Consider the following 24,734-nt stretch of genomic DNA (forward strand, 5'->3'; position numbering starts at 1 on the left):
TACCGTAAAAAGGAGAACCAGCGTGAACGCCAGCCTCAAATTGTTTCTATCCCTCGGTGTGGTCACCGCCACCCTCCTCGGGTGTGCAACACCACCGCCAACCACAGCAACGTCTGCAATCAAGCCCACGGAGTTGCGGCTGGAGTGCGCGGTAGCGAAAGCAGATGTCCCGAACGCCGATTACATCGGCCCCTATGCGGGCGTTGAAAACATCGTCCCCGTGAAACTGATGGCTCAGGACACCTACTGCTCAGACGCCCTGAAGGCCATGCATTTTCCGCGGGGCTTTGTCTCCATCTATGGCAGCTCCCGTATCCGCGAGAAAAATGCCGCCTGCGACGCGCGCGGCGAGAACTGCAACGACACCATCAGGGCGGCAAACGATGCCATCTACGCAGACATCCGGAATTTTTCTCACGCATGGACCACGCGTTATGGCAAGCAGTATCCGATAATGACGGGTGCGGGCCCGGGCCTGATGGAAGCCGGCAACCGCGGCGCAAAAGAGGCGGGAGGCCCCAGCGTCGGGTACACCACCTACTACGACCGCTCGACGGCCAACGACACGCTGAAACCCTATGGTGGTGACCCCAGGCAGGCCTTGAATGCCTATGTGACCCATGGCCTGATTTTTTCCAGCGTCTCCATCCGCGAGCTGGCGATGATCAAGCACTCGGCCGCCATCGTGATTGCACCAGGAGGGACCGGCACCGAATGGGAAATATTCCAGATCATCGAGATCATCAAAAGCAGGCAGCTGACCAGGGTTCCGGTGTATCTCCTGGGCAATCGCCAAATTCACTGGCAAAGCCTGGACGCGCGCCTGACCGACATGATGGCGCGCAAGACCATCAACAAGGATGAAGTGGCTTTTTTGAAGTATGTGGAAACGAGTGCAGAGCTGGTCAAACAACTCAGTGCAGACATGCGGCTGAACTAAGTTATTCAGGCACTCACTCAATGCGACGCATCCGATGAACCTTGTTCGTGGCCTTTTGGACCGGATCATCCTGATTGGCGGGGCGCGCTGCGGGGGAAGACGCCGAGTTTCATGGTGCGCCGCACAGTGACTGTTTTTGGCGCCCATGGTGCTGGCTTACCTGGGCATCTACGCGGCGCATAGGGTATGGACTCGTGCGTCACCGGACTTCAATTTCGAGGGGGCGAAAGATGAGGCAATTTGATTGGATACCGGCGGCTTGTGCGCGGGTCGCTTTGGCGGCGCTGTTAATTGGTGGTGTTTCGCTTGTCTGGGCTCAAAGCTGGACAGTGCAAACCTTGACGCCGCGTGTTTTGCCGGGCGGCGGCAGTGCCAAACTTGCTATTGCCACCCCTGCTCCGGAGTCAGCACTGGCTGGTAGGCCTTCCATTCGCCATGTGCTGGTCTACCCCCAACCCCTGGGCGTAGCGCAGCTCAAAGTAGCCAGTGGCACCACTACGCTGAATGCAGGCGGAGTTTGGATGCGTGCCTTGCCTCAACTGCAAGCGCAAGGCATCTCTTTGCTGTATGTAGATGCCCCCAGCGACGCTGAACGCCGTAACATAGAGACACGCCCATCCCGTGAGCTGAGGCAGGATCTCGCAGCGGTCGCCAAAGAAGCGAAACAGCTGTTTCCTGATGCGCAGATCCATCTGGCCGGGTTTGGTCTGGTTGCTCCACTGTTGGACATTGCCGGTGACCTGGATGGGTTCAAGAAGATTGTTCTTTCCGGCAGCGCAGTAGGAAACCACCGTGCCACCAACTGGAGCAGTGTCCACGCTCCGGTCCTAATGCTGCATGCCCCCGGCGCACAGTGTGACAGTGCGCCATTCCTTGAGGCGCGAGCAGTTGCTGAACGAAACCGATTCACCTTGGTTCAGGTGGGTTATGAGAGACAAGATCAGACGCCAGGTTGCGGGCGCACCAATCAGCACCTGTTGTCCGGCAAGGAAGAGGTCGTTGCGAAAGCGGTGGCTGACTGGTTGGATGGAAAGGAATTGCCTCAGGTCATAGGTTATGCCGACGCCCAGATTGCGTGGCGAGAGGAAATCGTCAACTACCAGGCCCCCGCTGCTTTTGGCAGTAACCAACTGGAAGCCACGCTGCTGTTGCCCGAAGCCCGCAGCTTTGGCGCAGGTCCGTATCCCGTTATGGTTTGGAGTCATGGCGACATCCAGCGTGACAGCGCCGCCATGCGCTACAAAAGCCGGATACGCGACATGGTGATAGCGCGTGAGTTCCTGCAACTGGGTGTCGCTGTGCTGATGCCGGCACGGCGCGGGGTCGGTATGTCTGAAGGGACCTACCCCACGGGTTTTTCGGCAGGAGACGCCGACGCTACATACAAAGCCCGCGTGCATGCTGAAGATATATTGCCGGCGCTTGCCTGGCTCAAGACACGCAAGGAGCTTGATGCCGGACGGGTCATTCTGTCGGGCCAATCCGCCGGGGGCTACACCACCATGTATATCGCCAGCCAGAATCCCGCTGGACTGATAGGCGCCATCGATTTTTCGGGAGGGCGTACAAATATGACCGGCGCCAGCAACCCCACGGATCTCAACCAGATGATGGTGAACGGTTTCGCTGAATTTGGCAAAACCACCCGCCCCTCTACGTTATGGGTGTTCGCGGAAAACGACAGCCGCTATACCCCCAACACGATTCGGGCTTCATACGATGCTTTTCAGAAGGCTGGGGGCAAGGGCCGCCTTTTGCTCAGTCCGTCCATCGAAGGTGATGGGCACTTTATTCATCACAAGCCTGATTACTGGCGTCTTGGGCTCCAGGAGTACTTGAGTGAGATTGGGGCAGTGACCCATGTCAAGTAAATCCATTGATGTTGTCAAGATCGAGCCTGCACTGGCCCCTCAACATTAACCAGCGCCACCAAGATCTCATGCTCCACATTTTCAACCTGTCGCGCCTTATCGTTACCGTGATCCTGCTCTGCGGGGCCATGGCACAACCTGCGCATGCCAAATGGGTCCAGGAGATCATCAAACTGCCTGTGACCGTTAAGGACGCCTGGGGCAAGGAAATCTCACACGAGATCGTGGTCACCGTGTTTGTGGAAGACACGACCCCCACACCGCGTCCCATCATGGTCATCAACCACGGGCGCGCGCCCGAATCCGAAAAGCGGGCCAGCATGGGGCGCGCCACCTCGATCACCAACGCGCGCTGGTTCGCACGTATGGGTTTCCTGGTGGCGGTGCCCACCCGCATAGGCTATGGCGTGACAGGTGGCGCCGATGTGGAAGATTCCGGCATCTGCAACCGCAAGAACTACCCACCGGGCTATGCCGCTTCCGGGGTGCAAACCTTGAAGGTGTTGGAAGCCATGCGGCAGCGGCCCGACACCGCCAAGGACCGCGCTGTCATCCTGGGTCAGTCCTACGGAGGCACCACTGCCATCACTGTGGCAGCCGAAAACCCGCCCGGAGTCCAAGCCACCATCAATTTTGCCGGCGGCGGTGGGGGCAACCCCGAGACCATGCCCCAAAACCCCTGCGGCACCAAGCTGCTGGAGCGCCTGTTTGCCGACTATGGCAAAACCGCCCGCATTCCTACCCTCTGGATTTATACCGAGAACGATATGTACATGGGACCCAAATTCCCGAAGGAGTGGTTTGACGCCTTCCAGGCCAACGGCGGCATCGGGGAATACAAACTCTATCCTCCGCTGGGCAGCAACGGCCACGGTTTGTTCACCCTTGCGCCTGATATCTGGCGCCCCAAGGTGCTGGAGTTTTTGAAAGCCAATGGATACGCAGACCTTAAACCCCCGCCTCCTGCGGTCACACCGCCCAAGCCGGCTTCGGAAATTGCGGCCGACGTCCAGCAGTAAAGGGCATAAGGAGCCAACAAGATAAAGCGTCATTTTTTCGAGGTGACTATTTTTTCAGGAGGCTGCGCCTGTACCAGGAACGATTGCCGACCACCCCGGGTGCAAGTGACAAACTGCCAGGCAACAGGTAACTGACTACCACCTCCCGGAGTCATGGTCTGAAATAGTTCTTCCATTTCAATTACAAATAAATACGATTCCCCCGCATCCGCCCTGCATCCGTTTTCCCGGCGCTGCCGTTTGTATAAGGTGCTGATTTGCAGCGCATCTCAATTAACCGATATTCAAGGAGCCCGACATGAACACTTTTTCCATCCGCAACTTCGTCGCATTCCCCGTCATCGCCCTGGCACTTGCCGGTGCAGCGTTGGCGGCCGACATCGAAACCACACCAGCCAAAAACGCACAGGTTGACGACTTCGCGGCGGGTAAAAAAGCGATCAGCGCCAAGAACTGGTCGGAGGCCGTGAGCAGCTTTAACAAGGTGGTAGCCAAGGACCCGAAAAATGCCGACGCCTACAACTACCTCGGTTATTCCAACCGCTGGATGGGCAAGTACGACGATGCCTTTGCCGCCTATGGCAAGGCGCTGGCGCTGGACCCCAAGCACAAGGGCGCACTGGAATATTCGGGCATTGCCTACCTGAAGACCAACCAGAAAGCCCAGGCCGACGCGCAGCTGGCCAAGCTGCAGGCGATTTGCGCCACCTGTGAAGAAACCCGCGACCTGGCCAAGGCCGTGGCTGAGTACAAGCCGGCCGCCAAGTAAGCCGCCCTTGAACCACCATTGCGGCGCGGCATGCGCGGCAATGGGTTCCCGTTGCCACTCACCTCCCGGGCAATGTCCCCGGGCTTTTCCCTCTCGGCGCGCACAAGAGCGAATCTCTGAATGTGCGACCTCTGATGACCCGAAAGAAAATAATGATTGACGCTGATCGCATCAAATACTTGCGCATTGCCCTGGTGCTGATAGGGGTGACGTTCACTTTCGGCTTGTGGCCGCTCACCATCGTCTGGCCTTCAGGCTGGTCGTGGCATGCGGAAGGGCGTTCGTATTACCTGGAGATGATCCTCGCCCTTTATGCGACGCTGGGGATATTCCTCATGCTCGCCGCCCGTAACCCTCTCTTGCACCGCAGCCTCATCTGGTTTACCGTCTGGTCCAGCATTGCACACGGCGGGGTGATGGCAGTGCAGTCGTTTCAGGGCCACCACAACATGGGGCACCTCTGGGGTGATGTCCTGGCGCTGTTCGCGGTGGCGGCTGTGCTGGCATTGCTGACTCCCCGCGAAGCTTAAGCCGAAAGAATCCCATGCCCAAGCTTATACGCCCTGCTTCCCGGATACTGCCGTCTGCTCTGTTTTTCATAGCTGCTTGCGCACTACCCATGTGGTCTGCAGCCGGAAACATTTCCATTCAAGTGCTCGACAAGGAAGGCAAGCCGGCACCTGACGCAGTGGTCGTTGTGGTGCCTTCCGCCAAAACCGGGGCGCCCCAAAACCCGTTGCCTGCCCAGGTGACGATCTACCAGGAAAAGATGCGTTTTGTGCCGGCGGTGAGCGTGGTGGCGCTGGGCGCCAAGGCCCAGTTCGTCAACAACGACCCGTGGGAACACCATGTGCGCGGCTCGGCCGCCGGCGCGGCGCAGTTCAACGCAACGCCGGGCGAGGGGTTCGAGCTCCGGCTCGACGGCAAGCCCGAAGGCAAACCCGCCAAAACCGCTGACGCCACTTTCAACAAGGCCGGCGCCGTGCTGCTGGGCTGCCACATTCACGGCTCCATGCGCGGCCATGTCTATGTGAGCGAATCGCCCTGGGCGGTGCTGACAGGCGCCGATGGCGTAGCGCAGGTCGAGCAGTTGCCCGAAGGCGCTGCGCAGATCAAGGTCTGGCATGCCGACCAGCTGATCGACATAGCGCCGCAGGCTTATACCGTGACCGCCTCTCCCGGCAAGCTCACGCTGCAGCTGAGCGTAGTGCCGCGCCGCCGCCGGATTTAGCCGGCCGTATCCAGAAACCTTTCGACGCTTTTTTGGCGTCTTTCGGGCCTTTCGGGTCATTGACAGCACCTTTCATGAAACTTACATTGGAGCTTCCGCACGGAGGCTTTATGTCTGATCCCTCTGACCCGTCCAAGGCATCACTACCTTCCCGGTCGCCCTACTGGCACCCCATCACGCTGGCGCAGTTGCAACGCGTCAAGGACTGGCGCGAGACGCAGCGAGCGGCGCACCCGCTTGAATGCCAGCTCTGGGAGATAGTGCTGACGGCCTGGGTGATGGGCTGGATGGGCTGGCTGCCGGCCTTTACTTTTGAGGCGGCCTGGGCCTACCCGCTGTGCGTGCTGGGCACACTGGCGCCGCGAATGTATGTCTATGTTCGGGCACGGGCGCACATTGCGCGGCGTCTCAGGTGTGACTGGCTGGACCTTGTGGCATAGAGAAGCCTCACTTAGAGTGGCGGCATGAACGCCACCCCCCTCCCCCCTCTTACCTGCTTCACCCTCAACATCACCGGCCACGTCGCCCACCTTGCGCTGAACCGCCCCGAGGCGATGAACACCATGCACCCGACCTTCTGGCGCGAGCTGGATGCGGCGCTCACGCACATCCACAAGGCCGGCGAGGCGCGCGTACTGGTGATCTCCAGCACCGGCAAACATTTCAGCGCCGGCATGGCACTGGAAACCTTTGGCAGCGAGATTGCCCTGGACGATGAAAGCCCCGAAGGCCGCGCCGCCATCTTTGACATGTTGGGCGACATGCAGGCCACCTTCACCAAGCTCGAAACCCTGCGCATTCCGGTGATCGCTGCCATCCAGGGCGGTTGCATAGGAGGGGCGGTCGACATGGTGACGGCCTGCTGCCTGCGCTACGCCACGGCCGACGCATTCTTCTGCATCCAGGAAATCAACATCGGCATGGTGGCCGACGTGGGCACCCTGCAGCGCCTGCCCAAGCTGGTGCCGCTGGCGGTCGTCAAAGAGCTGGCCTACACCGGGCGCCGCATGCCTGCCGCCAAGGCGCTGGGCTACGGCCTGGTCAACGAGGTGTTTGATTCAGCCGAGGCGATGCTGGCGGCCGCTATGCAATGCGCCGGCGAGATTGCCACCAAGCCGCCGGTGGCGATCTGGGGCACCAAGCAGGCCATCCACTACACGCGTGACCATTCGGTGGACGATGCGCTCAAGCAGATGGGCTGGCTGCAGGGCGCGATCTGGAGCAACGCGCATGTGCGTGAGGCGGTGACGGCGATGAAGGAAAAGCGCGCGGCGAGCTTTCCCGGGCTTTCACCGATCAAGAATTTCAATGAATTCGGGCTCTAGCCCATACAGGACGAGCGCAAACGGCTATTAATTCAATAGCAACCTGCATTGGCAATTATTGGCGGGCTGTGCGAATGGCAGGCGGCAGCGCCTGCGGATGGCTGGTGCGAAACGGATTGATGTCCAGCCCGCCGCGGCGCGTGTAGCGCGCATATACCGAGAGCTTCATGGGTTTGCAACGTGTCCAGATGTCCATAAAGATGCGCTCCACACATTGTTCATGGAACTCGTTGTGGTTGCGAAAGCTCACCAGGTATTGCAGCAGGCCTTCCTGGTTGATCTGCGGGCCCGCATAACGAATCTGCACACTGCCCCAGTCGGGCTGGCCGGTGACCAGGCAATTGCTCTTGAGCAGGTTGCTGGTCAGCGTCTCTTCCACCGGCGGTTCGTCGAACTCGGCAAACAGCAGCTCGGGCGTAGGCGTGAAATGAATGCACTCCACGTCGAGCCGGTCCAGGTTCAGGCCGTCGAGCTCATGCACGGGTTCGCGGTCGAACAGCTCGGGGCCCAGTGTCTTGATGCCAACACCCATCCCAACAACGGCATTGAGATCAGCGCGTATGCGTTCACGCACATCGCGCGCATCGGCAAAACGCGTGTTGTTGAAGCTGTTGAGGTAAAGCTTGAAGGATTTGCTTTCGACGATATTGGGTGACTCGCAGGGCACGGTGATGTGGGCCAGTGCCACCTGCGGCTTGCCGCGCATATTGAGCCAGCTCAGCTCAAACGCCGTCCACATGTCTGCGCCGAAAAACGGCGGCGTTCCGGTGACGCCGATCTCGGCACGCTTGCCTTCGCGCGGTATCGGGAACAGCAGCGAGGCGTCGTACTGGTCGATATAGGCCGACGATTTGCCGAGCTGGGATTGTTCAGGGGTGTTCATGCACCCATTTTCGCCGCTAACCGCTGCCAGGCTGAAAGCCGCAGTACAAAGCCCCAGGCTATGGGGCTGTATCAGCTTGCCGCTTTGAAGTGGGGGATCAGCAGCGCCAACAAACGGTCAACAACACCGGGCGGCAAATCGTGTCCCATGCCTTCAATGCTTTCAAAACGGGCACCGGCAATGCGCCTGGCCGTGTCCTGCCCGCCGGCCATGGGCACCAGCCGGTCTGCCTGGCCGTGCACCACCAGCGTGGGCGCCGTCACCCTGGCAAGTGCGGAGGCGCGGGCACTGTCAGCGGCAACGGCCACCATCTGACGCAGAACGCCCTGCGGATGAAAGCTGCGCTGCGCCGCGGCAGTGACTTTTTCGCGTATCTCGGCATCGTCCATGGGAAAGCCCGGGCTGCCGATGGCCTTGAGCAGCTTCACCGTGTGGTCGACGGCGGCCTGCACACCTCTGCCAGCAGGCCGGCTGAGCAGAACACGGGCCACCGCCGGACTGGCTTCCGGCAGGCCGCGCGCGCCGCTGGAGCTCATGATGCTGGTCAGGCTGAGCAGGCGCGAGGGAGCCAACACCGCAACGCGCTGCGCGATCATGCCGCCCATGCTCACACCCACCACATGTGCCTTGCCGATTTGCAGCGCGTCCAGCACGCCCACGGTATCGGCGGCCATGTCTTCAATGCTGTAGGGCGGCCGGATGCGCCAGCCCATGCGGAATTTGAGGCCCTCCCACAAAAGGCTAGGCGAGCCGAGGTGGTCAAAGTGCTGCGAAAGGCCGATGTCGCGGTTGTCAAAGCGCACCACACGAAAGCCCGCATCAGCGATCGCCTGCACCATGGCCGGCGGCCAGGCAATCAGCTGCATGCCCAGCCCCATGATGAGCAACACCACAGGTCGGCCCGTGGTGTCACCGGGGTGGGTGTCTTCAACTTCGATGTCGATGTTGTTGGTTTTGATTTTCATAAACCATTATGGTCCCCACCCCCGGAAGCCAGTCAATCACGGCGTCGCGCAAGCGTCATGGCGCATTCCCAACCAGCAGGGGCCGCGGGACTGGCTTTGCCAGACCGCAGGCGCCGCCCCCTGCAGCGGGGCTAACGCAGTGAGCCCCAATAGGGGTGTTAATCAAATTGTTTTTGCCGAAGCCATTTGGTGGCAATCCATTTCTCGCCAGTGGTAACCGGCTCGCCGCCATGCAGCGTGAGGCTGGAAGGCAGTGCCTGCGGGTAACTGAAAAACACCGCATTGCCGCGCCGTGGCGCCACCCGCACCTCGATATCCGGGAACACCGTGGCGCCGCCTTCCTCGGGCTCATACAGGTACATGATGAGCGTCGCCACGCGCTGGCCGCCGCGCTGCAGTATGGCGGGGGTGCCGGGCTCGGTCGGGTCAAAGTAGTCGTAGTGCGGCTTGTATTCGGTGCCGGGCCCGTAGTGAAGCACCTGCAGCCCTTCGCCGTTTTCCTGCGGCCAGCCGAAGATTCTGGCAATACGTGCCTCCACCTGGCGCACCACGGCGTTTTCAGCGCGCCTGAAAAACATGCCCTCGCTGGTACGGTCAGGGTTGAGTTCTTCGCCGCCGGTCTTGGTGTCCACCGTCAGCGAACGCACCAGCCGCGGCCGGGCGGCCTCCATCAGCGCCTCGCATTCACTCGGGCCCAGCAGGTTGCCCAGCACGATGACATTGGGTACCTGGGCGAAAAAAAGTATTTCCACCCACTTGTCGCCGGCATCGACCATGTTGTTGGTGACCGGCAAAGCCAGCGCAGGCACAACCACTGCGGCGAGATCTTCGGGCGTCAGCCGCACCGCCCGCGTGGCGGCGTCGCGGTTCCAGCCGGCTGCCAGCATGGCGTTAAAAATCTCGTCCCTGGAGTGGCCGAGGTTTGCCTGCGCCGTCATCCACGCCAGCACTTCCGGCGTGAGCTGCTGGTCGGTGCGGGCGGGCGTGCTCATGCGGGGCTGGGCTGCTCAGGCGGCCTGTTTGCGGCGGAACACCAGCCGGTCGGGTTCGGACACTTTAGGATCAAACCGGTAGCCTTCGGCGTCAAAGCTCTCAAGCTTCTTGACGGTAGACAGCTTCTTTTCGATCGCATGGCGCACCATGAGCCCACGGGCGCGCTTGGCAAAAAAACTGATGACCTTGTACTTGCCGGCTTTGTATTCCTCAAAGACGCAGCTCACCACACGCGCCTTGAGCGCCTTGCGGTCCACGGCCTTGAAGTATTCCTCGCTGGCGAGGTTGACGATGACCGGTGTGGTGTGGGCGGCCGCGCGCTCGTTCAGATAGGCGGAGATTTGCGAGCCCCAGAACTGGTAAAGATTTTTGCCTTGGGGCGTGGCCAGCGGCGTGCCCATTTCAAGCCGGTAGGGCTGCATGCGGTCCAGCGGGCGCAGCACGCCGTAAAGGCCGCTCAGGATGCAGACATGGTCCTGCGCCCAGGCGAGTTGTGCCTCGCCCAGCGTTTTTGCATCGAGCCCGCCATACACATCGCCGTCAAACGCCAGCGCGGCCTGTTTGGAATTCTTCGCGGTGAATTTCGGCGACCAGGCCTGGTAGCGCGCGACATTCAGGCCTGCGAGCGAATCTGACAGCTTCATCAGTTCGCTGATCTGCTGCGGGGTTCGGGTTTTGAGCACGTCAATCAACTGGGCCGACTGGCGGGTGAAGAGGGGTTGGGTGTGGGTCGCGACGTGCGGCGGCGTGTCGTAGTCCAGGGATTTGGCCGGCGAGATAAGAAACAGCATGCTTTGAGTTGTGGGGGTGAGGCAAGTAAGGCGAAACCCCCACTTTACGACAGGAGGGCGGCGCCACGGCCATGAGCCTTCAACTACTGCAGGTCGCTGGCCAAAGAGGCGAGCGTTTCCGCTGCAATCGTGGTGTGCGCCGGGTAATGCGTGTGGTCGCAGCCCAGTTTCACGCTTGCGCCTGCCTTGACAGCCGCGCACATCACCGCGTCCAGCTCAAAGCGCACAAAGTGCACGGCCGAGGTCTTCTCGTCGTTCTCGCGGTCCATGTCCTCGTCGGCAATGGCGTAGACACGGGCATGGCCTTCGACCTCGATGAACATGCGGTCTTCCACACCGATCAACCGGGCCAGTTCGCGCTTGCGTTCGTTGACGTCGGGGTACTCGAGCATCAGCGTGCCCTTCCAGTTGCTGCCGTCGGGCATCAGGGGCGCATAGGCTTCGATCTCCTGCTCTATGCCCTCCTCTTCAAAGATTTTCTCGACGCGCAGCATCTCCTGGATCTGGTAGCGGATGCTGGTTTCGCTTTCAAACTGGAGGTTGATGTGCTCGCCCAGGCGCACACTGCGCAGCTTGCGGTGGGCGATGATGGCGGGCTTGTTTTCCTTGCGGTACTTGCTGTAGGCCTCCAGCGTCATCAGGGATTCGCGCGTGATCTTTCCGGTGGTCTTCATGGTGTGATCTCATTTCAGGCCGTAGGCCGTGCGTATCAGCGTGAGCGGGTGCTTTTGCGGTGGCGCGCCCAGGCTGTTGACGTCAAAGCCCTGGGCGATGTGGTGGCCGCCCAGCGGGCAGTCGCTGCTGATGACGTCGGGCAGGCCGCCGTCTTTGTGGCTGGCCATGGCTTTAAAAAGCGGCTTGCCGATCTTCATGGCCTGCTGGTGGTAGGGCACCTTCACGCCGAAGGTGCCGGCATGGCCCGAGCAGCGCTCATGCGTGTGCACGCTGGTGCCCGGCACCATCTTGAGCATTTCCTCGGTTTTCTTGCCGATGTTCTGCACGCGGCCGTGGCAGGGGATCTGGTAGCTGATCTTGCCCAGCGGCGTGCTGAATTCGGTCTTGAGCAGGCCGTCGCGCTTGCGGGCCATCAGGTATTCAAATGGGTCCCACATATGCTCCTTGACGAGCTGCACGTCGGCGTCGTCGGGGTACATCAGCGGCAGCTCCTGCTTGAACATCAGCGTACAGCTGGGTACGGCGCTCAGGATGGCGTAGCCTTCTTTGGCGTACTCCACCAGCACCGGGATGTTGGCCTCCTTGCTGGTGTTCACCGAAGCCAGATCGCCGAGCTCCAGCTTGGGCATGCCGCAGCATTTTTCTTTTTCGACCAGCACGTAGGGCACCTCGTTGTGGTCCAGCACTTTGAGCAGGTCGTGGCCTATGCCGGGCTCGTTGTAGTTGATGTAGCAGGTGGAATAGATCACCACCTTGCCGGGCGTTTTGGCGCCGTCTTTCACCGCATGCGGCGGCGACTCAAGCGCGCCTGAGCGGAATTTCTTCGTGGCCAGGTCGGGCAGCCAGGCATTTTTGTCAACGCCCAATACTTTCTCCATCACGGCGCGTGCCGGTTTGGTCTTGTTGACCGCATTGGCCACCTGGACCACGATGGGGATGCCGGCGAACTGGCCGTGCACGTCGGTGGAGGACAAAAACCTTTCACCCGCACCGACTTCGCCCTTCTTGAACTTGATGGCCTTGGCGCGCAGCATGGTGTGGGGAAAGTCGAGATTGAATTCGTGCGGCGGCACATAGGGGCACTTGGTCATGTAGCAGAGGTCGCACATGTAGCACTGGTCGACCACTTTCATGTAGTCCTTCTTGTCCACGCCGTCGACTTCGCCGGTCTTGCTTTCGTCGACCAGGTCAAACAGCGTGGGGAAGGCGCCGCACAAACTCACGCAGCGGCGGCAGCCGTGGCAGATGTCGAAGATGCGCTCCATCTCGTGCAGGGCCGCGTCCTCGTTGTAGAAGTCCGGGTTTTTCCAGTCGATCGCGTGGCGCGTGGGCGCCTGGAGGTTGCCTTCTGTGGCCATGCTTGCCTCTTCTTTTTGAATCTCAGGTGGGATTTGAGAAAAGACTCTCGTGCGGAATCTTTTCCAAAACCCGCCACGCCTTGGCGGCGCAGCGAGGGATCAATCAGTCAACCAGTTCAGCCAAGGCCTTGGTATAGCGATTCGCGTGTGAGCGTTCGGCTTTTGCCAGGGTCTCAAACCAGTCGGCCACTTCATCATGGCCTTCGTCGCGCGCGGTCTTGGCCATGCCGGGGTACATGTCGGTGTACTCGTGGGTCTCACCGGCCACAGCGGACTTGAGGTTGTCGCGCGTGGCGCCAAACGGCAGGCCGGTGGCGGGGTCGCCGCATTGTTCCAGCCATTCGAGGTGGCCGTGGGCGTGGCCGGTTTCACCTTCTGCAGTGGAGCGGAACAGCGCCGCGACATCGGGCTGGCCCTCAACGTCGGCCTTGTTCGCGAAATACAGGTAGCGGCGGTTGGCCTGTGATTCGCCGGCAAATGCGGCTTTCAGGTTCTCTTCCGTCCTGGAGCCTTTAAGAGCAGCCATGGAAATCTCCTTCGTGGGTTGATGAACGAACAAATCGCCAATGCTTCAAACCCACACCCGACTTCTGGCGCAGGACCGAAGACTAAGGCCTGTTAAAGCTATTTATGCAAGATGCGTTGCGAGTCAAAAAGGCTTTGAGCAAGGCGCAAAACGCAGGCGGGTACGCCCCGTCAAGGCTTTGCAACGCCGCGCAAGGCCTTTTTGATCGCAACCCGGAGGGAGTGGGGTGAGAAAGCCGCCACTCGCATTTGCATAAATAGCTTTAACAGGCCCTAAACACCATAGACCTGTTGGAGGGATTCGTCTAATTGCCGGAATCAATGCATGACATTGATAAAAACTATCAAATTTATATTATCAATAAATTTAAAAAATTAAAGAAGTGGCAACCCATAGCCAGCGACGTACGGCAGCAAATTCATCGTTGAATTACGTTATGGTAAATTTATTACGGATAGGTAAACAATACGGTCAGAGCGGCCCACCGGAGCGGGCCTCCAGGAGAAGTGCATTCCGGCGTCCCGCAGTTGCTATTCTTTTGATAGCTGCTCGCGCCCGTCCAGAATGGCTAAAACGCCTGAAACACGTAAGAACCGCAGGAACAATCCATGCCGGAGACAAGCACAAAAGGCAGCGCCGCTGCGGCCACACTGGCGGCCGCGTTCACCAACGGCTATGAATTTGCCCAAGGCACGGGCTACACCCTGCCCGAATACCCGTTTGTGGAACCGCCCGAGCTGCAAACAGGCGAGGTCAAACGGCACCCCATCGTCATCGTGGGCGGCGGCATCACCGGCCTGACCCTGGCTTGCGCGCTGGCGCACTACGGAGTCAAAGCCGTATTGCTGGATGAAGACAATACCGTGGGAGTGAAGGGCGCGTCGTCGCGCGGCATTTGTTATGCCCAGAAAACCCTGGAAATCTTCAAGCGCCTGGGCATCTACGAGCGCATCGCCGCCAAAGGCGTGCAATGGAGCGTGGGCCGCACCTTCGCCGGCGCCGACGAGGTGTATTCGTTTGACCTGCGCCAGCAGCAGACGCATTCACTGAGCCGGCAACCGCCCTTTATCAATATCCAGCAGTTTTATGTCGAAGGCTTCCTGGTGGAGCAGCTCTACCGACCCGCGCCTGAGGACCGCCTCATTGATCTCCGCTGGAGCCACCGCGTCACGGCCTTCGGGCAGAACGACGACTTCGCGACGCTGCAGCTTCAAACGCCAGCGGGCGCCTACACCCTGCAGGCCGAACATGTGATCGATTGCACGGGCTCGCGCAGCCCGTTTCGCGCCTGGTGCGGCGCGGCAGTCACCGCGCAAAAAGGCGACGATCGCTGGTGCATTGCCGATGTGCGTTTTAAAAACCCGCCTCCGGTGGAGCGCCACACCTGGATCGAAGCGCCTTTTAACGAAGGGCGCGCCGTATGGCAGCACCTGATGGCCGACGGCGTCTGGCGCATCGACTACCAGATGCCGCCGCACGCCAACCCGGAAGAAGTCAGCCGCGAAGACGTGGTGCGCGCACGCCTGAAGGCGCAGTTCAAAAGCCAGGCGGGCCAGGTGCTGGACGACGCCGACTACGAGATTGTCTGGGTCGGCCCCTATGCATATCGCAGCGAATGTCTGGACAACCTGCGCCACGGCCACGTGTTTTTTGCCGGTGACGCAGCCCATGTGATGAGCCCCTTCGGCGCACGCGGCGGCAATTCGGGTGTGCAGGACGCCGACAACCTGGCCTGGAAGCTGGCCGCTGTGCTGCAAGGCCGCGCCGCGCCCGCACTGCTCGACAGCTATCACCATGAACGGCACGAGGCGGCAAAGCACAACGTGCTGGTCACCAACCGCACCGCACGCTTTTTGCGGCCGGCCGACGGCGCGGAGCGGCTGTTTCGCACGGCGGCATTGGGGCTGGCGCGCGAACACCTGTTTGCGCGCCAGCTCGTCAACACCGGGCGCATGTCGGCGCCGAACCATTACACGCGTTCCAGCGTTTGCGGCTCTGGCGGCGGGCGGGCCACGCAGAACGTGGGCTTCACCTGGGCCGACGGCAGCCCAGGTGAACTGCTGGACTTGCTGGCCTGGGCTCAGGGGCGCCTGCTGCTGCTGGTGTTTGGCGATGTGTCTGCCGCAGGGCTGGTGCGGCTGGCGGCGCTTTCCAGGGAAGCGTGCGTGCGCTGCGTGCAAGTGCTGGGGCCCGGCGAGAAAGCAGCAGCAAGGGAGCACGTGATCGACCGCGAAGGCCATCTGCAGGCGACCTGCCATGTTTTTGGGCATGCCTGGGCATTGCTGCGGCCCGACGGCCATATGGCGGCCACCGGCGAAAGCGTGGATGCCTCGGTGGTCCACGCCGTCGCAAGCGCCATGGGTGCGGGCGCCGGCCACGCAACAAGGGATGCATCATGAAGCAAGACACCCCAATGACCACCCGCCTGCATTTTCAGGACGCCGATGCGTTTTACGAATGCCTGCTGGACGCCCACCAGGGCCTCTCCCGGGAGGAATCCGAGCTGCTCAACGCCCGGCTGATCCTGCTGATGGCCAACCAGCTGGGCGACACCGCGGTACTGCAGGCTTGCGTGGCCGCAGCCCGCCAGGACTGAGCGCTACAAGGCCAACGGCCGGCAAGCGCAGCGGCAAGCCCCAGTCGAATAAAATCAGCGGAGTTTCACCCAACCCAAGGCGGCATCCCTTCGATGCCGTTTTTCATTGCCCCATGACCAACGCTGCCGCCCCCACCCTTGCCACCCCTGCAGATACCGCCAACACTGCTCCTGAGGCCGTGAAAGTCGCCACACCGGGGCTGGACGGCCTGGCCAAGTCCTTCGAGCCGGCCGCCATTGAAAGCCGCTGGGGCCCCGAGTGGGAGCAAAGCGGCCAGTACGAGCCCACGCTGGATGCGTCCAAACCCTCGTTCTCCATCCAGCTGCCGCCGCCCAACGTGACGGGCACACTGCACATGGGCCATGCCTTCAACCAGACCATCATGGATTCGCTCACGCGGTACCACCGCATGCGCGGCCACAACACGCTGTGGGTGCCCGGCACCGACCACGCCGGCATCGCCACGCAGATCGTGGTGGAGCGCAAGCTGCAGGGCGAGGGTAAAAGCCGCCACGACCTGGGCCGCAAGAATTTCGTCGCGAAGGTGTGGGAGTGGAAGGAAGAGTCCGGCACCACCATCACGCGCCAGATGCGCCGCATGGGTGACTCGGTGGCCTGGAAGCACGAGTACTTCACGATGGACCCGAAGATGTCGACGGTCGTCACCTCGACTTTTGTGCAGCTTTACAAGCAGGGCCTGATCTACCGCGGCAAGCGCCTGGTGAACTGGGACCCGATCCTCAAGTCCGCCGTGTCCGACCTGGAAGTCGAGAACGAAGAGCGCGACAGCTTCATGTGGCACATCGAGTACCCCTTCAGCGACGGCCCGCAAAAAGCCGCTGACGGCTCGGCGCTGCGCGGCATGCACATTGCCACCACACGGCCCGAAACCATGCTGGCCGACGGTGCGCTGGCGGTGCACCCGGACGACGAACGCTACAAGCACCTGGTCGGCAAGATGGTCGACCTGCCGCTGTGTGACCGGAAAATTCCGGTGATCACCGATGACTACGTTGACCCCGAATTTGGCAGCGGCGTGGTGAAGATCACCGGCGCGCACGACTTCAACGACTATCAGGTCGCCCTGCGCCACAACCTGCCGCTCATCACCATCTTCACCCTGGACGCGAAGATCAACGAAAACGGGCCCGCCCAATACCAGGGCCTGGACCGTTATGACTGCCGCAAAGCCGTGCTGAAAGACCTGGAAGCCCAGGGCTTCCTCGAAAAAGCCGTGCCGCACAAAAACATGGTGCCCGTGTGCGCGCGCACCGGCGCGGTGGTCGAACCCATGCTGACCGACCAGTGGTTTGTGGCGCTCAGCAAGGTAAGCGACCAAGACCCGACCGGAAAATCCATTTCGCAAAAGGCGCGCGATGCGGTGGCCAGCGGCGACGTGAAGTTCGTGCCCGAGCAGTGGGTGAACACCTACAACCAGTGGATGAACAATATCCAGGACTGGTGCATTTCGCGCCAGCTCTGGTGGGGCCACCAGATCCCGGCCTGGTATGACGAAGACGGCAAGGTCTATGTCGCTGAAAACGAAGCGGCAGCACAGGCGCAGGCGCCCGGTAAAAAACTCACGCGCGATGAAGACGTGCTGGACACCTGGTACTCATCGGCACTCGTTCCTTTCTCCTCGCTCGGCTGGCCCGAGAAGACTAAAGAACTCGATCTCTTTTTGCCATCGAGCGTGCTGGTCACCGGCTACGACATCATCTTCTTCTGGGTCGCCCGGATGATCATGATGACGACGCACTTCACCGGCCAGGTGCCCTTCAAACACGTGTACATCCACGGTTTGGTGAAGGACGCGCAGGGCAAGAAGATGAGCAAGTCCGAAGGCAATGTGCTGGACCCCGTCGATCTGATCGACGGCATCGAACTGGCGCCCTTGCTGGAAAAACGCTCGCAAGGCCTGCGCAAGCCCGAGACCGCGCCACAGGTGCGCAAGAACACCGAGAAAGAATTTCCGGCCGGTATCCCCGGCTACGGCGCGGATGCGCTGCGCTTCACTTTTGCCTCGCTGGCCAGCCTGGGCCGCAGCATCAACTTCGACAGCAAACGCTGCGAGGGTTATCGCAACTTCTGCAACAAGCTGTGGAATGCGACGCGCTTCACGCTGATGAACTGCGAAGGACAGGATTGCGGGCTCGAAGAGCACACCAAAGAACAATGCGCACCCGGCGGAGAGTTTCACAACTACCTGAGCTTCTCGCAGGCCGACCGCTGGATCTCATCGACCATGCAACGCGTGGAAGCCGATGTGGCCAAGGGCTTTGCCGACTATCGCCTGGACAACGTCGCCGGAAGCATTTACCAGTTCGTCTGGGACGAGTTCTGCGACTGGTACCTCGAGATCGCCAAGGTGCAAATCCAGACCGGCACGGACGCGCAAAAGCGCGCCACGCGCCGCACGCTGATCCGCACGCTCGAAGCCATCCTGCGCCTGGCGCACCCGGTCATTCCGTTCATCACGGAAGAGCTGTGGCAGACCGTGGCGCCCGTCGCGGGCAAGACCGGCAAGTTCATCGGCGTAGCACCGTACCCGCAAAGCCAGCCTGAAAAGATCGACGAGAAGGCGGAAGCGCACGTCGCCAAACTCAAGACGCTGGTAGACGCCTGCCGCAACCTGCGCGGTGAAATGAAGGTGTCGCCGGCTACCCGCATGCCGCTTTACGTGCTGGGCGACACCGCCTTCATGCAGGGCGTCGCCCCGGTGCTCAAGGCACTCGCCAAGCTCAGCGAAGTGAAGGTGTTCGACGACGAAGCCAGTTGGGCCGCTGCGGCGCAGTCTGCACCTGTGGCCATCGTCGGCGAAGCGCGCCTGTGCCTTTACATGGAAGTCGATCTGGCGGCGGAAAAGGTTCGCCTGCAAAAGGAGGAGGCTCGGCTGGCAGGAGAGATCACCAAGTCCGAAACCAAGCTCGCCAATGAAGCCTTCGTCAACAAGGTGCCCCCGGCCGTGCTGGAACAGGAACGCAAGCGCCTGGCCGATAACCTAGCCGCCCTGGCCAAGATTCGCGAACAACTGGCACGCTTGAAATAAGCGACAGCCACTCAGTAAAAAGCCCCGCAATGCGGGGCTTTCTATTGTTTGAAATGCGAAGCGAGCCCTAACAAGATCAGCAATGCCCGTCAAAAATAGAGGCCCTCTTCACCAGCAGGGGCCGCGGGACTGGCTTTGCCAAACCGCAGGCGCAGCACCCCCTCGGGGGGCAGAGAGCTACGCGTAGCGAGCGAACGTGGGGGCTTCTATCACTCCGCGGAACCGGCTTTGCCGGGCCGCAGGCGCAGCGCCCCCTCGGGGGCAGAGAGCTACACGAAGTGAGCGAACGTGGGGGCCAACATCTATCTGATCATGAATTCGGGTTCAGACCACTGCGACGGCGGGACACTGCCCGGCGACTCCAGACCCATAGGGGTGCTGGTCAACTGGTCCATGCCGCTGTGCTGCGTGCCCAGGGCTTCATGCATACGATGGGCTACATACCAGCTCGAGCGCAGGCGTGCCTCGCGTGTGTGGGAACCCAGGCGGGGCGTAACAAACAGGTTCTTCAATCCTTTGAGCGGTGAAGCATCGCCCAGAAAACTTGCTTCAGCGCCATCCAGGATGCAGGCTTCAATGCGGCCGTCGCACAGCGCAGCGGCCAGTGCGCCCTCATCAAACAATTCGCTGCGGCTGATGCCGACCCACAACTGGTTGCGTTTGCAGCCCGCCAGGAGTTTGTCGTTCACGAAACCCCGGAAACGCGTGGCATACAGCATTTGCACAGACACCGCGTCAGACTGGCTGACCAGTTCAGGCAGCGAAACAGGCTGTATGCGCAGGCGCTCCCAAATGGGCGCAGTGTGATGAACCGCAGGGTCATAGCCGACAAGCCGCACGCCGAGCCCGCTCAGCATGCCGGCCAGCGTGTGCGCCGTCGGGGCCAGGCCCAGAATGCCCACGGTGCTGCCATGAAGCTCGCGCCCCATTTGCGTCGTGGGATGGCGGCGTCCCATCAAGGCCGAGACAAGGCCGCGGCGGTACAGCAACAACAGGCTGCTCAAAAGGTATTCTGCGTTGGAGCGGACGTTGGCGCTGCTGGCATGCACGACCTTGATGTCGCGCTCCTTGCAGGCCTCCAGGTCGGTGTTGTCGGTACCCACGTGCAGGCGCCCGATGGCCTTGAGCCTGGGCAGGAAATCGAGGAACTCGCGCGTGACCACAGTCTGGCGCGGAAAAACAATGCCTTTGGTTTTGTACGCGATCTTGCGCAGCGATGTCAGATCGTCGGCAAGCTCTGGATGGTAGGCGACGCCATGCCGGGTTTCAAGCCAGGCCATTGCTTCGGGCACTAACGCATCAAGAAGTAAGATGTCCACTCAGTCAATCCTTTTTCCTGCAAACTCTCGATTGCGTGCTGTGCTCACGCAGATTCGGGCATTTGTCCGACCCATGCGCTGTACCAACAACGCAACACTTTAGGCTTTTATTCGGTCAAAGTCGATGCAAAAATTTACATTAAATAAAGCCGTTTTTCCGGTTGCTGGTCTCGGCACCCGTTTTCTGCCAGCCACCAAGGCCCAACCCAAGGAAATGCTCCCTGTGGTGGACAAGCCGTTGATCCAATACGCAGTGGAAGAAGCCTACGCCGCAGGCATCCGACACATGATTTTTGTTACTGGACGCAATAAACGGGCCATCGAAGATCACTTCGATACTGCTTATGAACTAGAGAACGAACTTGAAGTAGCCCAAAAGCACGCACTGCTATCACTGGTGCGCTCTGTCCAACCGGACGACATGAATTTTTCCTATGTGCGTCAGCCCCGCTCGCTGGGCCTCGGCCATGCCGTGCTGTGTGCCGAGCACCTGGTGGGCCAGGAGGCTTTTGCCGTGTTGCTGGCCGACGACCTGATGGTCGGTCCGAAGGGCGGCCAGCCCGTGCTGGCCCAGATGGCGGCGCAATTTGCCGAGGTCCAGCAATCCATTCTGGCGGTGCAGGAGGTCCCCCTCGATCAAACCCGCCGTTACGGCATCGTAGCCACGGAAGGCGCCAGCACCGGCCTCATGAAAGTCAAAAGGATTGTCGAAAAACCGGCGCCTGAGGTGGCACCTTCACGCATGGGCGTGGCCGGACGCTACATCCTGACGCCCGCGATTTTTGGGCACATCCGCAAGCAGACATCCGGCGTGGGCGGCGAGCTGCAGCTCACCGACGGAATTTCAAGCCTGCTGGGCCAGGAGAGCGTGTATGCCTTCCAGTACGAAGGCAAACGTTATGACTGCGGAAGCAAGGAAGGCTTCCTGGAAGCGACCGTAGAGTTGGCTCTGGAGCACCCAGAAGTGGGTGTGTATTTCCGGAATTACCTGGACAACCTGCAAATTGGTTGGTCGGGCCGGGAACGCCGCAAGCAGGTAGCCTGATAACCACCTGTTACAGAATCAGCGCCGCTTTAAAACGTGAATAAAGTCACTACCGGCAACCTGCTGCTCGACCAGTTCGTTGCCGGTTTGTTTGGCAAATGCCTGGAAATCACGCGTAGAGCCGGCGTCGGTTGATACAACTCGAAGCAGCTGGCCGCTGAGCATTTCCGTCAGCGCTTTTTTGGCTTTCAGGATGGGAAGCGGGCAATTGAAGCCGCGGGTGTCGAGTTCTTTGTCAATGTTCATGAAGATCCTTGGGTTGCCGCGATTTTAAGCAAAGCGCAAAGCCCCTTCTACCCGGCAATATCCGGTTTTACCCGGCCTTGCTGTCGCCGTCCGGTTCCACCTTGCTCAGCACGGTAGCCCAATCCACAAACTCAGGCTCATGGCCGCGCGTGCGCAGCCAGTCGGCCAGCGCGTAACCCGTGCCCGCAGGCCAGCATTTGAGCTTGTCCAGGTCGTAGAGCCGGTAGTCCACCAGTTCTGGCGACAGGCTGACATCCCCCGTGCAGACGGCGTGGTAGGCAATGATGATCTGGTTCATGCGCTGGAAGTCATAGACGCCGATCAGGTCCAGCGACGTGGTGTCCAGGCTGGTTTCTTCCTTGATTTCACGCGCAATGCCGCCTTGGGGCGTTTCCCCGGCCTCCATGAAACCGGTGATCAGCGCGTACATCTTGCCGGGCCAGGCGGCATTGCGGGCCAGCAAAACCTGGCCCTTGTATTCGATCACTGCGGCCAGCACGGGCGTGGGGTTGTTCCAGTGGGTGTAGCCGCAGGCCGGGCAACGCAGGCGCGCCTTCTCGCCACCGTCTTCCATCTGCGAGACCATGGCCAGCGGCGTCGCGCAGTTGGGGCAAAACCTGAATTCGTGGGTCATGGTCAGAAAGGAAAGAGGAAGAAAAAAGAGGATCTTGAGGCGCGCAATTCGCTATCTTTTTAATAGCTGCTTGCGCCCGTTCCATATCAGCTACAGCCCGTTTTACACCTTAAGACCGACTCAGGCCGGAAAGACCCCGGTCGACAGGTAGCGGTCACCGCGGTCACAAACGACAAAAACAATCACGGCATCTTTCACGGTTTTGGCGATTTCTTGCGCGACCCAGAGCGCCCCGGCCGCCGAGATGCCGGCAAAAATGCCTTCCTCGCGCGCCATGCGCCGGCACATGTCTTCAGCGTCAGCCTGGCTCACCAGCACCAGTTCATCGACCTGGCGGGGGTCATAAATCTTGGGCAGGTACTCTTGTGGCCATTTGCGGATGCCGGGAATGCGGGATCCTTCGCTGGGTTGGGCGCCGATGACCTTGACGGCCGGGTTTTTCTCTTTCAGATAGCGAGAAACGCCGGTAATCGTGCCGGTCGTGCCCATCGCACTGACAAAATGTGTCACCTTGCCTGACGTATCTGTCCATATTTCGGGCCCGGTGGTATCGTAATGGACGCGTGGATTGTCCGGGTTGGCGAACTGGTCCAGCACCCGGCCCTTGCCTTCTTTTTGCATCTGGTCGGCCAGGTCGCGGGAATATTCGATACCGGCGCTTTTCGGTGTCAGGATCAATTCGGCGCCAAAAGCCTTCATGGTCTGGGCGCGTTCGATGCTCAGGTCTTCCGGCATGATCAGGACCATCTTGTAGCCCTTGATCGCCGCGGCCATGGCCAGTGCAATGCCCGTGTTGCCGGAAGTGGCTTCAATCAATGTATCGCCGGGTTTGATGTCGCCGCGTTCCTCTGCCCGCTTGATCATCGACAGCGCCGGGCGGTCTTTCACGGAACCGGCCGGGTTGTTGCCTTCGAGCTTTCCCAGGATGACATTGCCGCGGGCGGCGTTTTCGGCGGCGTAAATGCGTTGCAGCGCGACCAGAGGCGTTTTGCCAATCGCGTCTTCAATGGTTGGATAGTTCATGGCCACACTGTGCCATAATTTGAGGCTTCGCTCCTCGCGGCCCGGGTGGTGAAATTGGTAGACGCAGGGGACTCAAAATCCCCCGCCGCAAGGCGTGCCGGTTCGATTCCGGCCCCGGGCACCACATCCCGAAAGCCGGACGGTTTCAGACCGATCCGGCTTTTTCTTTTGCCGCCGCAGCCAGCACAACGCAACCGGCATTGGTGAACACCACCACCAAACCGGCGCCAGGCACCAGAATTTCAAGACCAGCACGCGCACGCGCTGGTCGCAGCGGGTTGGTTCGGGAATATACCGGCCCGCAGGCCTGTTACTTTTTCTCTCTGATTTTTTTGACCCTGCTGCTTGTAACGCCATTTAATAACGAGCATTCTTGCGTTGCGTGGGGGTTGTTCCTTCCGTTCAGGAGTCCGTCATGTGCACCTTGCGTCAGTGGCTCTGCATCCTCCTTTCAAGCTTATTGCTGTCCGGCGCGCCGTGGCTTGCCACTGCACATGCGGCCACAGTGCAGCCACCGGCGGCACAAGCCATGATGGATGCGCTGACCCGTGCCACAACGGCAGTGGTCGGCGTCAAGGTCACCGCGATGGAAGATGCACGCTCGGCCGAAACGCTGGGCCTGCGCCGAGCCGGCTCGGGTGTGCAGATCAGCCCAGATGGGCTCATCCTCACCATCGGCTACCTGATGCTGGAGGCCGAACACATAGAGATCGTGACGCAGGACAACCGCACGCTGCCGGCGCGCGCCGTCGCCTATGACCTGGCCACCGGCTTCGGGCTGTTGCGCCCGCTGCTGCCGCTGCGTGGAGTGGGGGTAGCGGCCCTGGGCAACAGCAAAGACCTGCAGCCGGGCGAACCGCTGATGGCCGTCACCGGCCCGCAGGCAGATGACGACGGCGACGTGAGCATGACCCGACTGGTCAGCCGGCGCGCGTTCTCCGGCAACTGGGAATACCACATCGAATCGGCGCTCTTCACCAGCCCACCCGTGATGGCCAGCGGCGGCAACCACAGCGGCGCCCCGCTCTTCAACCAGAAAGGTGAGTTGATGGGCATAGGCTCGTTGCTCGTGTCCGACGCCACAGGCGAAAACCGCCGCCTGCCGGGCAATATGTTTGTACCGGTCGATTTGCTGCGCCCCATCCTCGCGGAGCTGCAGCGTTCAGGCGCCAGCACGAAAAGCCGCAGGCCGTGGCTGGGCATCACCTCCAATGATCAGGGCGGGCGCATACAGATTCTGCGGGTCAGCAAGGAGAGCCCCGCGGACCTGGCCGGGCTGGAGGCGGGCAACGTGGTGCTGGCAGTGGACGACGCCAAGGTCGTCACGCTCGAAGCTTTTTATAAAAAGCTGTGGGACCGTGCTGCGCCCGACGCGGAAGTCAGGCTGACGGTGCTGCAGGGTGCAGAAGTCAAAACCATTGTGCTCAAGCCCCAGGACAGGATGCTGACGCTCAAGAAGCCTGCCGGCATCTGAT

At 60.7% G+C, this 24,734-nt stretch carries 24 protein-coding genes and 1 tRNA gene; 14 read left to right on the forward strand and 11 right to left on the reverse strand.

The features are described from left to right. Nucleotides 1–22 precede the first annotated feature (22 nt). The 8 genes from AC1D11_RS05235 to AC1D11_RS05270 all read left to right on the forward strand — a co-directional run bounded on the left by AC1D11_RS05235 (nucleotide 23) and on the right by AC1D11_RS05270 (nucleotide 7,155). Nucleotides 23–940 carry an LOG family protein gene (locus tag AC1D11_RS05235; RefSeq protein ID WP_477647303.1) on the forward strand — a complete coding sequence of 306 codons (918 nt, stop codon included), beginning with the start codon at nucleotides 23–25 and terminating at the stop codon, nucleotides 938–940. 230 nt (nucleotides 941–1,170) lie between these two features. Beyond that, entirely contained in the window at nucleotides 1,171–2,811 is a 1,641-nt protein-coding gene (locus AC1D11_RS05240) for an alpha/beta hydrolase (RefSeq protein WP_477647304.1), read from the forward strand. Between the two features lie 68 nt (nucleotides 2,812–2,879). Next, nucleotides 2,880–3,830 carry a dienelactone hydrolase family protein gene (locus AC1D11_RS05245; RefSeq protein WP_477647305.1) on the forward strand — a complete coding sequence of 317 codons (951 nt, stop codon included), beginning with the start codon at nucleotides 2,880–2,882 and terminating at the stop codon, nucleotides 3,828–3,830. A 298-nt stretch (nucleotides 3,831–4,128) separates the two neighbouring features. After that, a complete protein-coding gene (locus AC1D11_RS05250; protein WP_477647306.1) occupies nucleotides 4,129–4,599 on the forward strand; it encodes a tetratricopeptide repeat protein in 471 nt (156 codons plus the stop codon). 152 nt (nucleotides 4,600–4,751) lie between these two features. After that, the gene (locus tag AC1D11_RS05255; protein ID WP_477647307.1) at nucleotides 4,752–5,129 is read left to right on the forward strand and encodes a DUF6632 domain-containing protein; all 378 of its coding nucleotides are present in this window, start codon (nucleotides 4,752–4,754) and stop codon (nucleotides 5,127–5,129) included. Between the two features lie 89 nt (nucleotides 5,130–5,218). Next, nucleotides 5,219–5,830, forward strand: coding sequence for a cupredoxin domain-containing protein (locus AC1D11_RS05260; protein WP_477647308.1), 612 nt, complete (start codon nucleotides 5,219–5,221; stop codon nucleotides 5,828–5,830). Nucleotides 5,831–5,940: 110 nt separating this feature from the next. Next, on the forward strand, nucleotides 5,941–6,270 hold the full coding sequence (locus tag AC1D11_RS05265; protein WP_477647309.1) for a hypothetical protein: 330 nt from the start codon (nucleotides 5,941–5,943) through the stop codon (nucleotides 6,268–6,270). Between the two features lie 24 nt (nucleotides 6,271–6,294). Further along, nucleotides 6,295–7,155, forward strand: a complete 861-nt coding sequence (locus AC1D11_RS05270; protein WP_477647310.1) for an enoyl-CoA hydratase-related protein — start codon at nucleotides 6,295–6,297, stop codon at nucleotides 7,153–7,155. 55 nt (nucleotides 7,156–7,210) lie between these two features. Here the strand turns inward: AC1D11_RS05270 and queF are convergent, their stop codons facing one another. The 7 genes from queF to AC1D11_RS05305 form a co-directional block, all read right to left on the reverse strand. Then, nucleotides 7,211–8,038 (reverse strand): NADPH-dependent 7-cyano-7-deazaguanine reductase QueF, encoded by an 828-nt coding sequence (gene queF, locus AC1D11_RS05275; RefSeq protein WP_477647311.1) that lies wholly within the window; start codon nucleotides 8,036–8,038, stop codon nucleotides 7,211–7,213. 71 nt (nucleotides 8,039–8,109) lie between these two features. After that, on the reverse strand, nucleotides 8,110–9,003 hold the full coding sequence (locus AC1D11_RS05280) for an alpha/beta fold hydrolase (protein ID WP_477647312.1): 894 nt from the start codon (nucleotides 9,001–9,003) through the stop codon (nucleotides 8,110–8,112). A 158-nt stretch (nucleotides 9,004–9,161) separates the two neighbouring features. Then, nucleotides 9,162–9,995, reverse strand: a complete 834-nt coding sequence (locus AC1D11_RS05285; protein ID WP_477647313.1) for a 2OG-Fe(II) oxygenase — start codon at nucleotides 9,993–9,995, stop codon at nucleotides 9,162–9,164. Between the two features lie 15 nt (nucleotides 9,996–10,010). After that, complete coding sequence (yaaA, locus tag AC1D11_RS05290) at nucleotides 10,011–10,787, reverse strand: peroxide stress protein YaaA (protein WP_477647314.1); 777 nt, start codon at nucleotides 10,785–10,787, stop codon at nucleotides 10,011–10,013. Nucleotides 10,788–10,870: 83 nt separating this feature from the next. Beyond that, nucleotides 10,871–11,461: a DUF3501 family protein gene (locus tag AC1D11_RS05295; RefSeq protein ID WP_477647315.1), complete on the reverse strand. Its 591-nt coding sequence runs from the start codon at nucleotides 11,459–11,461 to the stop codon at nucleotides 10,871–10,873. Nucleotides 11,462–11,470: 9 nt separating this feature from the next. Next, nucleotides 11,471–12,820, reverse strand: coding sequence for a (Fe-S)-binding protein (locus AC1D11_RS05300; RefSeq protein WP_477647316.1), 1,350 nt, complete (start codon nucleotides 12,818–12,820; stop codon nucleotides 11,471–11,473). Between the two features lie 103 nt (nucleotides 12,821–12,923). Beyond that, nucleotides 12,924–13,346, reverse strand: coding sequence for a rubrerythrin family protein (locus AC1D11_RS05305; protein ID WP_477647317.1), 423 nt, complete (start codon nucleotides 13,344–13,346; stop codon nucleotides 12,924–12,926). Nucleotides 13,347–13,954: 608 nt separating this feature from the next. Here AC1D11_RS05305 and AC1D11_RS05310 point away from each other — a divergent pair. From AC1D11_RS05310 to AC1D11_RS05320, 3 genes are all read left to right on the forward strand, one after another. Beyond that, entirely contained in the window at nucleotides 13,955–15,745 is a 1,791-nt protein-coding gene (locus AC1D11_RS05310; RefSeq protein WP_477647318.1) for an FAD-dependent oxidoreductase, read from the forward strand. A gap of 14 nt (nucleotides 15,746–15,759) precedes the next feature. Further along, a complete protein-coding gene (locus tag AC1D11_RS05315) occupies nucleotides 15,760–15,942 on the forward strand; it encodes a DUF2783 domain-containing protein (protein WP_477647341.1) in 183 nt (60 codons plus the stop codon). Nucleotides 15,943–16,055: 113 nt separating this feature from the next. Continuing rightward, nucleotides 16,056–18,992, forward strand: coding sequence for a valine--tRNA ligase (locus AC1D11_RS05320; protein WP_477647319.1), 2,937 nt, complete (start codon nucleotides 16,056–16,058; stop codon nucleotides 18,990–18,992). Between the two features lie 302 nt (nucleotides 18,993–19,294). Here the strand turns inward: AC1D11_RS05320 and AC1D11_RS05325 are convergent, their stop codons facing one another. Next, a complete protein-coding gene (locus tag AC1D11_RS05325; protein ID WP_477647320.1) occupies nucleotides 19,295–20,311 on the reverse strand; it encodes an NAD(P)-dependent oxidoreductase in 1,017 nt (338 codons plus the stop codon). A gap of 124 nt (nucleotides 20,312–20,435) precedes the next feature. Between AC1D11_RS05325 and galU the strand changes: the two genes are divergently transcribed. Continuing rightward, nucleotides 20,436–21,356 carry a UTP--glucose-1-phosphate uridylyltransferase GalU gene (gene galU / locus AC1D11_RS05330; protein ID WP_457279474.1) on the forward strand — a complete coding sequence of 307 codons (921 nt, stop codon included), beginning with the start codon at nucleotides 20,436–20,438 and terminating at the stop codon, nucleotides 21,354–21,356. Nucleotides 21,357–21,374: 18 nt separating this feature from the next. Here the strand turns inward: galU and AC1D11_RS05335 are convergent, their stop codons facing one another. The 3 genes from AC1D11_RS05335 to cysM form a co-directional block, all read right to left on the reverse strand. Continuing rightward, nucleotides 21,375–21,602, reverse strand: coding sequence for a sulfurtransferase TusA family protein (locus tag AC1D11_RS05335; protein ID WP_477647321.1), 228 nt, complete (start codon nucleotides 21,600–21,602; stop codon nucleotides 21,375–21,377). A 67-nt stretch (nucleotides 21,603–21,669) separates the two neighbouring features. Next, complete coding sequence (locus AC1D11_RS05340) at nucleotides 21,670–22,236, reverse strand: NUDIX hydrolase (protein ID WP_477647322.1); 567 nt, start codon at nucleotides 22,234–22,236, stop codon at nucleotides 21,670–21,672. Nucleotides 22,237–22,356: 120 nt separating this feature from the next. Then, nucleotides 22,357–23,259, reverse strand: coding sequence for a cysteine synthase CysM (gene cysM, locus AC1D11_RS05345; protein WP_477647323.1), 903 nt, complete (start codon nucleotides 23,257–23,259; stop codon nucleotides 22,357–22,359). A gap of 39 nt (nucleotides 23,260–23,298) precedes the next feature. Between cysM and AC1D11_RS05350 the strand changes: the two genes are divergently transcribed. Next, nucleotides 23,299–23,383: transfer RNA gene (locus AC1D11_RS05350), tRNA-Leu, on the forward strand. Between the two features lie 291 nt (nucleotides 23,384–23,674). Then, nucleotides 23,675–24,733, forward strand: coding sequence for a S1C family serine protease (locus tag AC1D11_RS05355; protein ID WP_477647324.1), 1,059 nt, complete (start codon nucleotides 23,675–23,677; stop codon nucleotides 24,731–24,733). Nucleotide 24,734: the final 1 nt, after the last annotated feature.

This window comes from Polaromonas sp. P1_E11, from assembly GCF_056405995.1.